This window comes from Hafnia alvei, assembly GCF_034424155.1.
Taxonomy (GTDB): domain Bacteria; phylum Pseudomonadota; class Gammaproteobacteria; order Enterobacterales; family Enterobacteriaceae; genus Hafnia; species Hafnia alvei.
Map to the genome: position 1 here is coordinate 2835617 of NZ_CP139992.1, position 14409 is coordinate 2850025.

The following is a 14409-nucleotide window of genomic DNA, read 5'->3' on the forward strand; positions in this document are numbered from 1 at the left end:
ATACCTCTTCTGGATTTAACGCGCTTGTTATAATGCCGGCAGGGTGTCACCCGTGACCTTTGGCCGAGAAATATTCAGCATATCTAATAAGTTATCGACGGCACCCGCATAGCGAACCGCCGCATCCCAAACGTCATAGCGAGCCACTATCGCCGCGCTATCGGCCTGTAAGACGTCTTGCTCAACGCTGAGCAGATCGTTCAGACTACGTTTGCTGAGCTTGTATTCATCCTGATACACGCTGCGCGTATTTTCCGCCGAGCTAAACTGTTCTTCGCCCGCCTCTTGGCGCTGCTGTGCGCCAATCAAATCGGCATAGGCTACCGAGGCTTTTTGGTTAATATCCAGCTTGCTGGCTTCTACTTCCGCCAGCGCCGCTTGGCGATCGCCCTCTGCCGCATCCACCTTGGCACTGGTTGCACCGCCCTGATAGATTGGCGCTTGCACCACTAACTGCACCCGATCGTCCCAGTAAGAACTGTCGCTGTTTTCATAACGGGTTCGCCCGGCCTGCACAGAAATTGTCGGCCAATGCTGAGCCTCCGCCTGTCGCACGCGCTGCTCAGCGGCTAATTGCTTGGCCTGAGCGCTACGCACCGCGCTGTTCTGTTCATAAGGAAGATCTTTGATGGTGACCTTTTGATCGAGCAGGTCTTTGGGGAGGTCGGGAAGGTTTTCTGATACCACGCCGGTCAGCACCGTCAGGTTGGCCTGAGCGGAGCGTTCCTGTGCGCGATATTGTTCGTAGGTGGCGTTCATGCCCGCGATGCGGGTTTCCGCTTGTAAAACGTCAGACTGAGAGCTGAGCCCAGCGTCTGCGCGCAGTTTTGACATCTCTTTCACCGATTCCAGCGAGGCCAAATTGCGCTTTGCCGCCGCCATCAGTTCTTGATAGCGTTTTACCTGTAAATACGCCTGAACCGTTTGCTGACCCACGTTATTAAGCACCGTATAGAGCTGATAATCGTAGGCCGCGCCCAGATTGTGTTGCTCATCAATGCTGCCGCTGGTTTTACCAAAGTCATACAGCAGCTGGTTCAGCGTTACCCCCGTAGACGCATTGCTGTTGAGCGAACCGGAGGAGTCCGTTTGATGCGAACGCCCCGCCGCGCTTTGTAACGACACCTGAGGATACCAAGCGCTTTTTGCCACGGTAAGATTCGCTTCCCCGACGTGGATCTGAGCCGACGCCTGAGCAATTTGCGGATGACGGCCAAATGCTCGCAGGATCGCTTCTTTAATCGTAAGTTCATCTTGTGTCTGTTCAGAAGGCGCGGATTGCCACTGATAGTTGGTTGTGGTGGTTTTCGCCCACACCGGTAACACAGCAAAACAGCCCAAACCACAACACATCCAGACCGTTACCGGCCATTTTTTTATGCGCTTATTCATCGTGCCCCACCTTTACATCGTGATGATGGCTTATCGGTTTTATGTGTTAGAGCTCATCCTGCTCTGTGTTTAATTTTGCATTTACGGCTGACCGCTGTACTGACCCCCTCCCAGCCTCCCCCTTGACAGGGGGAGGAGCACACCGTGCTTCCCTCCAGTTGCTCAGCCTCCAATTAATGAGAAAGAGCGCACCGTGATACCATGACACCTCCGACCGGTTCCCTCCCCTGACAAGGGGGATTAAGGTGGGGTTATTGCTAAAATCTCCCCTGAGCTAGAGAGGAGCACACCTTGCTTCCCTCCAGTTGCTCAGCCTCCAATTAATGAGAAAGAGCGCACCGTGATACCATGACACCTCAGACCGGTTCCCTCCCCTGACAAGGGGAGGGTTAGGGGGGGGTTATTGCTCCCCTTCGCAGAGGGAAAGTGAATACGCCTACATCAAGTTCACATGCAGACCTTGTTGAATCAGCACGTCTCCCAACGTACTGCTGCCGGTTGAGGAGTTGTGGTAAACGTCGTAGGTCACGCCGTTGACTTCACGTTGTCCGCTGACATCCCAGATATCGCCCTGTCCATGCACCAGATTGACCCGATCGCCGATGCTGCCTTTGATCAGTAAGTCATCCTGAGGTTTATCCGTGACGTTCAGCGCTTCCTTAAGATCCAAGGTGATGGCGTTGTTACCCGCTTTGCCGAGGTCGAAAATCTCGATGTGCTCGACTTTCAGCCCCAGCGAAGTGAGATCCAGATTGAGGTTGCTGCCGTCCAGCACCAGCGTATCGGTGCCCGCACCACCGTCGATGTGAGTAAAACCAGCGTCGGTTACGTGAACCTTATCGCTCCCCGTACTGCCGGTGACGGAGGCACCGCTGTTATGCGTGCCATCGGCCAAATCGATAGTGACGCCGCCGATGGTGAAGGTGCCAGAAGTGGATGCCGTTGCCGAATCATCAAGACTGCTGGTCGACAGGCTTTGCGACAGGTGATCCTGAGAACCAGAGTGGCTGGCCGCAACATCATCAATGCTCATCGCCATCATCATTGCCGGTGCTGGCGCAGAAGTTGGCGTCACATCGATAATATGACCATCCAGACCGACGTTAACGATCACACCGTTGCCCGCAGAGTCATGTGCGCTAAGGTTCACCACTTTATTGAGCAAGAGAAGTTGCAGCAGGTTTAACGTTAAGCCCAGCGACGCAGACCAGTTGCCGTTACTGTCAACCGTGGTATCAGCCGCAAGCGTATCGTTCAGCAGCGAAACGTGAAGCGCGGCGCCGTTCTGCAAGTTTTTAGACGTACCGGTTATCACCAACAGTTTGCCGCCAAGCAGCAGATCGCCTAGTGAAGGCAGCGTCACTACGTTGAGCCCCAATAGCGGTTGACTTAGTTTGATCCCAACATCAACGCCGGTGCTGTTGGTATTGCCTACTACGTCGGTGACTTTGACACCGATATGTAGCGAACCATCGGTCAACGATTTCAGCTGAGTTGACGTTAAGTTGAGCGACCATGTTCCATTCGCATTCACCGTGGCCTGATAATCTACGGTGCCGACTGTCACCACCACTTTGGCACCCGGCAACGCGCTCGTTACCGTACCGGTAAGCAGTTGTGAAACGCCGGACTCAGCGATATTCAGAATGCCATCACCAAATATGCCGCTCGATATCCCCACGGTTGGCAAGTGGGTGATCACATTGAGTGAACCACCAGCGCTCGTCGTGTTACCAATTGGGTTAGTCAGCGATACGTTGACGCCCAAATTGCCGTCGCCTAGCAGGGACAAATCGGTTTTAGGAACGCTGATACTCCATGAGCCGTCATTACCTACGGTAGTGAGGTAAGACTTGCCGCCCAACGTCACGGTCAGCTGCGAGCCTTGCGCGTTGGTACTGGTACCGCTGATCACCTGCGCACTGACTAAATCGCCGATATTCAGGCCACCGTCGCCAAAAATGCTGCCAATAGTCAGCGTTGGTAACGCGTGCGTCACGACCGACAATATGCCGCTGGCACTCGCAGGGTTACCTGCCGCATCTTTCGCCGTTATGCCGACCGTCAGATTTCCGTCGAGTAACGCTTTGAGATCAAGCGGAGAAACGGACAGACTCCATGCCCCGCCGCTGCCCACTGGCACCGTGTAGATTTTCGACCCCAGCGTTAGCGTGAGAGAACCGCCTGCCAGATTAGAGGTGGTACCGCTAATCAGTTGTGACGTTAGCAAATCACCTACGCTCAGCACCCCATCGCCAAACAGGCTACCCAGCGTAATCGTCGGTAAGTTGTGCGTCAGCGTAGTCAGTATCGTCGGTAGCGAGCTGGTATTGCCCACCGCGTCAGTAACGCTCACGTTGATATTCAGCGGCCCATCGGCTAATCCACTCAGCAATCCAGCCTTCAGCGTGGCGCTCCACGTTCCGTTTGGATTGATGGTCGCCGTTAGCGGCGTACCGTTAACCGTGATATTCACCGTACCGGAAGTCAGGTTGGTTACTTTGCCGCTGATGACTTGATCCACCAGCGATTCTGCTTTATTGAGGAATCCGTCACCGCTCAACAGCGGATCGAGCGTGATAGTTGGCAGATTGGTCAGCCCCACCTTCACGCCAGCCGTGGTCGAAGACGTATTGCCGCTTGGCGTGGTCACGGTGACCGTTGCCGTGAGGCTGCCATCCGGCAACTGAGCGAGATTGGCTGGCGTTAACACAATGCTAAATGTGCCATTGGCTAACGTCACACCCGTAAAGGTTTTGCCACCGATCAGCACGTTGACCGTTGACCCCAACGGCGCTCCGGTCGCCGTACCGGTAATCAGTTGGTTAGTCGTCGCGTCTACCGCGTTCAGCAAACCATCGCCGAACAGGGAAATGCCGCTCAGGATTGGTGGTGTCAGGTCAAGTTTCAGCCCAACGGTTTGGTCAACTGGGTTACCGGCAACGTCGTTGCCTTTCACCTCAACCGTCACGTTGCCGCCGACGACACCTTCAAGAATGCCGAGGATTTGCGGCGTGACCACAATGCTCCACTTGCCGTTAGCACCCACGACCGCCGTCGCCACCTGAGATCCACCAATCAATACCTGTAGCGTTTGCCCCACCATACCGCTGGTAGAACCGCCAATCGACAGGCCGCCCGCTAGCGCCTCGGTTAATGACAGCACGCCGTCGCCAAACAGCGGGTCTAGCACCAACGTTGGCAGGTTATGAGTAATTACGCTCAGGTTGGTGTTGCTGGTCACCACGTTGCCCGCCGGATCGGTGGCGATAATCACCACTTTCACCGAGCCATCTTGCAAACCAGCCAAGACATTTTGCGGAATGGTGGCGCTCCACGTGCCGTTGGCGTTCACCGTCGCATGGAAAGTGCCAATCCCCAGCTGTACGTCAACCGTGGTACCCGCGACCATATTGCCGAGTGTTCCAGTGACCACATTATTCGCGGTGCTTTCCAATTGGTTCAGGAAGCCATCACCTATCGCAACCACGTTTTGAATCAGCGGCAGATCGGTCAGCGCCAAGTCCACATGTACCGGCGTATGCACGATATTGCCGTTTGGATCGGTGAGCACCAGATCGAAATCCAAGGTTTTCCCGAGCGCAGATGAAAGCCAGAAGCTTGGGTCAATATTGATGCTCCATTTACCGTTGTTACCCACGTCGGCGGTAAACAGTTGGCCCAGAATAGTGGCCGAAACTTTTGCACCGGTGTAATTCCCACTCACGGTGCCAGTCAGCACTTGCGTCAGCAGTGACTCCGCCAGATTCAGCACACCGTTGCCACCAATCAGCGTATTGAGCGTATCGCCGAATCCCTGATTCAGTGCCACGTTTAAACCGACGTTAACAGGAACGCTAACGTTGCCCGCGCTGTCGGTGCTGGTGACGGTAATCACCTGCGGGCCGTCGGTCAGGCCTTGTAAATCTACTTTAGGAACGTTTAACGACCATTGGCCCAAGTTGTCCGTCTGAACAGTGACGCCCGCTAGCGTTCCTACTTTAATCGTGACGCTGCTGTTCGGTTCTGCCGATCCGTTTAACAGTATGCCCAGACCAATATTGACGGAGTTAAGCAAGCCGCCAACGCTGATCGGGTTAATGCTGACTAACGGGATAGTGGTATCGACGAGAATCGGATGGTCAACTTCAACGCTGTTACCCGCTTTATCTGCCAGCTTCGCCACAATCGTTGAGCCGTTTTGCCCCAGCGCAGCCATATCGGAGACAGGAATAATCACCGACCATTTAGCACCGCCTGCGCCATCGCTCACTACGGCGGCGCTGTAATTTTTGCTGTTGAGCGTGATCAGTACGTTCTGGCCAATTTCCGTCACGCTCGCGGTACCGCTGAGCGTTTGCGGCACCGCCGCCTCAGAGGCATTCAGTATGTCATTGCCCGCAAAGGCGTTAACGGTCAGCGTTGGCGCGGTAAGATCGACGTTGATACCTAAATTTGTCGTCAGCTGCGGTACTCCCAAGGTCACCGCCGCCGTAACGGTGTGGCTACCCTCAGTGAATGTGCCGCTTGGAACATTCACCTGCCACGACCCGTCTAAGCCAATGACAACTGGGATTGTGAAAGGCGGTGCCCCGCTTACCGTCACCTGGAGCGTGCTCAACGGGCTTAGCCCCGAAGAATGACCGCTAACAATCACCGTGCCTGAAATGAGATCGCTGGTTCCTAGCAGGTTGTCCACGCTGATAGGGTCAATCGTCAGCACCGGCACCGCTGACAGTGGGTCAACGATGTAGGTGGTTGGCAGAGATGCGGCAGGGTTACCCGCCGCATCGGTGGCAGTAACGACCAGTGAACCATTCGGGATATCCACCAAATCAGTGATTTTCAGCGTATAGCTCCATGAGCCGTCGCCGTTTACCGTAGTCGTAAATGGTTTTCCACCAATGTTGATGGTGATATTTTGCCCTACCGATAGCCCCGTAGAGCTGCCGGTAATGGTCTGCGAGGCATGCAGATCGGCGTAATCGATCACGCCGTCGGTGATAAAGTTGGAATTCACCGTAATCGTCGGCTGGGTCAGCGCAATTAGCGCCTGTCCGGTCGAGCTGTTGGTGTTTAATCCTTCGTCAGTTACCGTGACCTTGATATCTTGCAGGCCGCTGCCCAGATTGGCCGTTGTTAACTGACCAGGAGACAAACTCAGCGTCCATGAATTTCCGCTTGGATCTATGGTGGCAGTAAAATCATGATTGTTGATAGTGACGGTGACGACGGAGCCAGCAACCGACGAATTATTCAATGTCAGCGAGCCATGCAGCGTTTGTGTACTTGCACTTTCACTAATGCTCAGTGCGCCGTCGACAAACGGTGTATCCAGCGTCACGCTTGGCGGCGTCAGATAAGCAACAAAGGATGGCGCTGGTGTTATCGTAGCCGAGTTACCTGCGGCATCTTGCGCGGTAAGCGTAATTTCATGCTCGCCGTTGCCGATACCCAGCAATGCTTTCGGTGGCAACGTTACCGTCCAGTTGCCGCTGCCGTCTACAACGCCGGTATAGGTCACGCCGTCGATATCAATACTCAACTTAACGACCTGATTCGGGCCGACAGAGCCCGTCTTCCCTGTCAGCGTCAGCGTGTCATTCGCCTCGCTGATATTCAAGAATCCATCGCTAAACAGCGGGTTAATAGTTGGAACAGGTAAATTCAAGCTGGCGGTAAAGCTACCATTCACCGAGCCAACGTTGCCTGCATGATCGGTCACCTCAACGTGAATAATCCCTGGACCATTGGTTACGGTGGCTAAAGCGTTTGGAAGAACCGACAGTGTCCACTGCCCATCAGTCGTCACCACAGCGTTCAGCGTTTGCGTTCCGATGGTGACTTTAACAATCTGCCCTGCGCCGGTAATACCGGTGCTCCCCGTCAATATTTGCGACGCTCCGGCTTCGGCAATGCTCAGCAGGCCATTACCAAACGGCAGGTTAATGGTTGGCAACGGCAAGACGTGAGTCAGAACCTCGGCGGTTTGCGTTGGTGATGTCACCACGTTACCCGCCGCGTCTTTCACCGTCACCGACAGTGACCAGATACCATCTGGTAGACCCTGTAGCGTTGGGGCATCGAGCGGCAGCGTCCAACTACCGTTAGGATTCACGGTCGCCGTGACCGGCGTACCGTTGATGTTGACGATAACGCTCACGCCCACGTTGGTGGCTAATCCAGACAAACCATGCAGGGTGGTAGCCGTTTGTGCATCCACAAAGTTCAGAATGCCGTCGCCAAACGGCGTATCCAAGGTTGGGATCGGCAGCGTGATTTTTGCCGTAAAGTTTGCCGAGCTGCTGGTTTCGGTATTGCCTGCGCGATCCGTGAGCGTCACGCTCAGGGTATGGCTGCTATCGCTCAGCGCGCTGAGCACGTTAGACGGCAGCTGCACCGTCCAATTACCGTTCGCGTCTACAGCCCCTACATATTTGGTGCCATCCAGCGTGATGTACACCGTTTGTCCCGCACCCAGCAGGCCTGAATTACCGGTCAGCGTTTGCCCCAGTAAGGCTTCAGCATTGTTCAGCACGTTGTCACCAAACAGCGGCAGCGTTAGCGTCGCGGTAGGTTCTAGGTGCGCCAAGACATCCAACTGCCCCGTTGCGCTGCCGATGTTGCCGTAGGTATCGGTCGCGGTAACGGTAATGGTTGCTTTACCGTCGGCTAAAACATCCAGAAGGTGCCCAGCCACCGGAATCGACCAATCGCCATTGGCTCCCACGCTGCCAATGATCTGCACGCCGCCGATGTTGACCGTGATTTTGGTACCTTGCAGCAAGTGCGTCGAGGTGCCGGTTAGCACCCCACCCGTCGCCGACTCGACAATGCTCAGAATACCATCAACAAACGGCGTATCTAACGTGAGAGTCGGCAGCAGATGAGTGCCAACATTCAGAGACAGATCTTTACTCGTGGTATTGCCTGCGCTATCGGTCGCCGTTACCGTGATGGTGTTGGTGCCATCCGGCAGCGCCTGAAGATCACCGGCTGAAACCGTCAGTTTCCAGATGCCGTTACCGTCAGCGGTTACCTGTACCGTTTTGTTGTTGATGGTGACGCTGACCGTTTGGCCCGCGTCTGTTTTACCGCTTAATATTTGTGAAACCAACGCTTCAGCGTAGTTCAGCACGTTATCAGTAACGAAGAGATCGATGCTCAGCAATGGAGGCTGTGTATCTACCTGCACATTGTGGGTATCGCTGGCCGGGTTTTTCGCTACGTCGCTCACGTTGGCAACGATGTTTTGTGAGCCCTGATCCAGTTTTTGCACGTCAGCAGCAGGAACCGTGACGCTCCACAGCCCATTGGCATCGACGCTGCCGATATAGGTTTTGCCGCCCAGCGTAACGGTAACCGTTTGTCCATTGGACACATGGGTGGTGGTGCCGGTAATTTGCAGGTCGCTTTGCGCTTCTTTGGCGTTAATCACGTTATCACCGGCCACGGTGTTCACGTGAATCGTCGGCAAATCGGCGGGCTGCGCGATAACGGTCACATTGTGGGAATCCGTCGCTGGGTTTCCGCTGGTATCACTCACCGACACGTTAATGCCATCAATGCCGTCTGGCAGTTGCTTAACATCAGCGGTTGGAATGTTGTAGCTCCAGCTACCGTCTGCGTTCACGCTGGTAGTGTAGGTTTTGCCGTTCAACGTAATCGTGACGATTTGGTTTGCTTCAACGTTCGTTGAGGTACCAGAAATCGTCAGCGGAGCGTTAATCTCCGAGGCGTTGATATAGTCATCGCCAGAGACCGTGCCAATGTGAATAGTTGGTTGGTTCGCCGCCGAGGCATCCAATTTAACCACTTGGTTAATGGTGCCGGTATTGCCTGCAACATCGGTGAGTGACGCGTTGAACACAATATTGCCATCGCTAACACCGTTAAGCGCGCCCGCAGGTAACGTAAGGTTCCAAGTCCCGTCTGGATTCACGTTGGCGGTGTAAGTCGCGCCGTTAACCACCACTTTGACAACCACGGACTGGCCGCTGTCGCTAACTGGCGCAGTGCCTGAAATGACAATCGGGCTATGCGCTTCCGCAGCGTTAATCACGTTGTCGCCGGTGATTGGATTAATAGTCAACACCGGTAGCGTTTTGTCGATCTGAGCGCTGCCGCTGATGTTATTGCTGTTGCCGACCGCATCGGTTGCCGTCACGGTAATCGGCTGCGGGCCATCCTTCAGGTTGGTGAAATCACCGCTTGGAATATTCACCGTCCAGTTGCCCTGTGCATCAACCGTCGCGGTATAGTTTTTGCCGCCAAAGTTGACCGTCACCTGCTGGCCTGCGCCCGCCACACCGGTGGTTCCGCTCAGTTGCTGGTTACTGCCCGCTTCTGCGGCATTCAGATAACCATCGCCAAACGGCGCATTGAGGGTTGGATGCGGAGCCGTGTGGGTAATAATTTCAAAGTTCTGGCTAGAGGAAACCGGATTCCCTGCGTTATCTAATCCAGATACCGTCAGCGTCGCAGTACCATCAGGAATCGCCTGAGCGGCATCCGCTGGCACGGTAACGCTCCACGTGCCACCCGTTTTAATCGTCGTGGTATAGGTGACCCCATTGAGGGTCACTTCTATCTTCCCACCAACCGGAATATTGACGGAGGTTCCGTTAACCACCAGCCCTGAAGCGACTTCAGCTGAGTTAACCAGGTTGTCACCGGTAAGCGGTGATACGGTTAAAGCGCTGGCGGTCGTGTTGACGGTGAAATCATGGCTAGCCTGCGCGCTGTTGCCGCTCAGATCGCTCACTTTAACGTCAAGTGTGTAGCTACCGTTGTTCAAGCCGCTTAGTGCGCCTGCCGGAATGTTCACCGACCAAGTGCCATCGGCCTTCACCGTGCCGGTATAGCTGCTACCGCCGATGGTGACCGTGACGACCTGTCCAGCTTCTACGTATAGGGCTTTACCGGTGACCGTCTGCGGATTCTGGCGTTCACCAGCATCCAGTACGTCATTGCCCGCAAAGACGTTAACGCTAAGCAGCGGCGCAAATTTTGGATCAGAATCAACCGAAATAGTTTCTTGCAGGCTCGCTCCGTTACCGGCTTTATCTGCCACGCTCACGCTAATGGTGGTATCACCATTGCTCAGCGCTTTCAAATCGGTTGCAGGAATCGAGGTGGTCCAGTTGCCGCTCGCGTCTACCGTCGCGGTATACGTTTTGCCATTCAGAATAATAGTTACTTTTTGACCCGCTTCGGCACCTACAGCGGTACCCGAAAGCGTTTGTGCCTGCGTGGCTTCCTGAATATTCAGGCGGTTATCACCAGCGAAATTATTAATCGTAATCACCGGCGCAACGGTATCGACTGATGCGGTGAGAGATCCCCCGACTTGGTTACCAGCAATATCGCCAGCGGTCACTTTGATGACCTGATTACCATTTTGCAGCGCCTGCACATCTGCCTGTGGCACCACGACTGACCAATTGCCATTAGCATCTACGCTGCCGGTATAGTTATGCCCATTTAACGTCAGGGTGATAGTTTGCCCTGCGCCGGTGATCCCCGTTTTACCGGTGATGGTTTGCGCGCTCTGCGCTTCGGTGGCGTTAAGCACGCCGTCGCCAAACGGCACGTTGATGGTTGGGTTCGGCAAGGTATGCGTGAGCACATTGAGATCGTGCGTCGCACTCACTGAGTTGCCTTCTTTGTCTGTTACGGTCGCCGTCACGGTAGCTACGCCGTCTTTCAGCGCTTTTAAATCAACGCTGCTCACCGACGTTTGCCAGTTACCATTAGCGTCAACCGTCGCTTGATAGCTTTTGCCGTTCAGCTTGACGGTAACAGAGCTGCCAGCGCTCACGTTAGTGGTGGTGCCGTGAATGTTGAGAGTGCCGTTGCTCTCAGCAACGCTGAGATAGTCATCACCGGCGATAATGGCAATCGCAATACTGCCGTGAGCAGTATCGGTATCAACGTTGAAACTGAATTTGCCGTTAACGGTTTGCCCCGCTAAGTCGGTAACGCTAACATTACCGTTGGCAATGCCATCGGGGAGTTTTTCCAGATCGGCGGAAGGGATCGTCAGGCTCCACGAACCATTGGATAGCACATGTGTGGTGTAGGTTTGCCCGTTGAGCGTCACCGTAATCGTGCTGCCGGTTTCAGCGTTAGTGGTAGTGCCTTTGAGTATTTGAGCGGTTTGGGCCTCGCTGTTATCCAGCGTGCCATCACCGGCAAAGGTGGAAACCGTGACCGTCGGCAGAAGATTTTTCACCACGAAGTTATGGCTGCTGGTGGTGCTATTACCCGCGCTGTCGGTCAGCGTGGCGGTAATGGTGTGATTACCGTTAGTCAGCGGAGCGAGATCGGCAACTGGAACACTGACGCTCCAACGACCATCGGCCCCCACGGTGGCACTGTAATGCTTGCCGTTAATCTGGACATCAACCAATTTTCCTTGTTCGGAAGCAGAGGCTGTGCCTGACACGGTTTGTGCCGTTTTTTGTTCGCTGGCATTGAGCACATCGTCACCGGCGAAAACGGCAATCGACAGCTGTGGCGCAAGGGTATCAACGTTAAAGTTACCGTTTATCTTGCCGTTGTTGCCTGCCACATCGGTGGCAGACACTTGATACGATAGCGAGCCCTGTGGGAAGCCGTGCAAATCGCTAACAGGAACGGACACTTGCCAATGCCCTTGAGCATCAACCACGGCGTTATAAACTTTGCCGCCAAGGGTGATGGTGACGGTTTGTGCCCCGTGAATCCCGGAAGTCCCACTCAGGGTCTGAACCTTGCCAGACTCCTGCAAGTTCAAAATACCGTCGGTAAATGGTGTATCAATGGTTGGCGCTGGCAAATCATGCGTTAACACATTAAGCGTGTGTTGGTTAGAAACCACATTACCCTGTGAATCCGTCACCGACGCGGTGATCTTAATCGAGCCGTCAGCCAGCAGAGCAAGATCGGCTGGCGGTACGCTGACCGTCCAGTGTCCTGCTATACCCACCGTTGCGCCATAGGTTTTGCCGTTGAGCAGCACCGTAACATGTGCTCCAGCGCTCACGCCCACGGTGGTGCCGTTAATCGCCAGCGGCTGTAGCGCCTCGTTGGCGCTTAAATAATCGTCGCTAGAAACAATAGAAATGGCGATGGATGAGTTGTCGCCCGCGGCTTTAAAGCTGTGGGTGCTATTCGCAGTCTGGTTTGCCAAATCGCTCACGCTGACGGTGAAGCTATGGTTGCCTACCGTTAGGGAACTTAAATCACTGGAAGGAATAGAAACTTTCCAAGAACCATCAGATTGAACGGTAGCGAGATAAGTTTTGCCACTGTCGAGTTTGATTGTGACCACACGACCTGCTTCAACGTTGAGCGTACTTCCGCTGAGCACTTGGGCAGTTTTTGCCTCCGCACCGCTCAGGGTGTCGTCACCGGCAAATTGCGCAACGCTAATGGCTGGCGTGGTAGTTTTTACATCAAACTGTTCGGTCTTGGTGCTGGTGTTGCCGTATTTATCGGTAATGGAGACCAATAGATTATTCTGCCCCTGCGGCAGATGCTGTAGATCGCCGCTGGTGACACCAATGCTCCACGTGCCATCGGCCCCGACTACAGCGGTATAGCTTTTCCCGTTAAGCGTCAGCGTGACTTTTTGACCGGCGTTATCCGCGCTGGTTTTTCCGCTCAAACTCTGAGTTAGCGAACTCTCTAGCTTGCTCAGAATATTGTCACCCGCAAAGGCATTGAGGGTTAAATCAGGCAGCACTGTTTTAACGTTGATCCCCAGTTGCGTCGTGGTGCTGTGGCCTGCGCTGTCGGTCAAGGTAGCGCTGATATTTAGGCTACCCTGCGGTAGCGCTTGTAAATCCGCGGTGGGAATATTGATGCTCCAACTGCCGTCTTTGCCCACGAGTCCGGTATAGGTTTTGCCACCCAGGGTAACCGTTACCGTGCGCCCCGCATTCGAGGCCGTTGTGCTGCCGCTGAGCACCTGGCTGGCTAAACTTTCGTTGTGATTAAGAATGTTATCGCCCGCAAAGGCATTCACTTTTAAGGTTGGATTGGTTGTTCCTCCATTGCCATTACCATTGCCGCCGTTGCCATTTCCATTGCCATTGCCATTGCCATTTCCATTGCCATTTCCACCATTTCCATTTCCTGAGCTGCTGTCTCCATGCCCTCCGCCTCCCCCACCTGCGGCCAGTGCAATACCGCCGCCGATAGCTAATGCCCCGAGAACTCCGCCAATCACGCCAGCAGAGATGCCATCATGCCCAACTAACGTCGTGATCCCGTCACCCAGCGTCTCATAAGTCGGGATCACTGTTTGCGCGGTAGAAGAACCTGCCATGTCTGCAAATGGGAAAATGGCATGGTGTGTCGTTTTGCCATCATCGAAAACTAACTCGCTGTGCTCATCGTGCTCATCAATAAAGAAAAAGCGCTGATAGCGCACGGTAGATCCATCTTTCATGTGGACAATCAAATCATTGCCCTGCCGCTCATAGCTAGCCACTAAGGAAGTGTCACCGTGGATTTTCACCACGCTGGACTCCGTTAACGTTATGACTCGATTTCCTTGAGCATACTGAGCAATTTCTTTCCCATTGGAACGAGTAACAATATCAACGCTTCCTGAACCCGCAGATGCGCCAGAAGATAAATTTGACTGTGCCATAACCACTCCTTTCAATCACTTTGCCGTGTATAAAGCGCGCCTAAATGCAGCGCAAACTTAGCCGCAGCTCGGCTGAGAAGCCGTGCTGTGAAATCATTGACCTGGTTAAAAAATTAAAAACAGCGAATCGAAACGTGTAGACACTTTCTAAATTAAAAATTCTTACTTAGAAATATATAAACAACGATTGATATTAAGGCAATCCGATATTTACATAAATTTAACTATAACTCACAAATTAGGCACAATTAAGCGATATGCCATTGGATGAATTTTTTATGACAAAAATTATTATCATTTAATACATATAGTTAAAAGAAAACATTCGGAGGGGGAAAGGAAATACTTAATGTTAATGATTAGTAAATTTATTCATT

At 53.7% G+C, this 14409-nt stretch carries 2 protein-coding genes; both read right to left on the reverse strand.

The genetic code is table 11. From position 1 onward, the window contains the following. Nucleotides 1-27: 27 nt before the first annotated feature. Nucleotides 28-1392, reverse strand: coding sequence for a TolC family outer membrane protein (locus tag U0008_RS13340; RefSeq protein WP_025798054.1), 1365 nt, complete (start codon nucleotides 1390-1392; stop codon nucleotides 28-30). 436 nt (nucleotides 1393-1828) lie between these two features. Continuing rightward, on the reverse strand, nucleotides 1829-14032 hold the full coding sequence (locus U0008_RS13345) for an Ig-like domain-containing protein (protein ID WP_043494003.1): 12204 nt from the start codon (nucleotides 14030-14032) through the stop codon (nucleotides 1829-1831). Between the last annotated feature and the right edge of the window lie 377 nt (nucleotides 14033-14409).

Excerpts from the sequence above, each read along its gene's own strand:
- U0008_RS13340 (WP_025798054.1), bottom strand. The coding sequence starts at position 1,392 with ATGAATAAGCGCATAAAAAAATGGCCGGTAACGGTCTGGATGTGTTGT.
- U0008_RS13345 (WP_043494003.1), bottom strand. The coding sequence starts at position 14,032 with ATGGCACAGTCAAATTTATCTTCTGGCGCATCTGCGGGTTCAGGAAGC.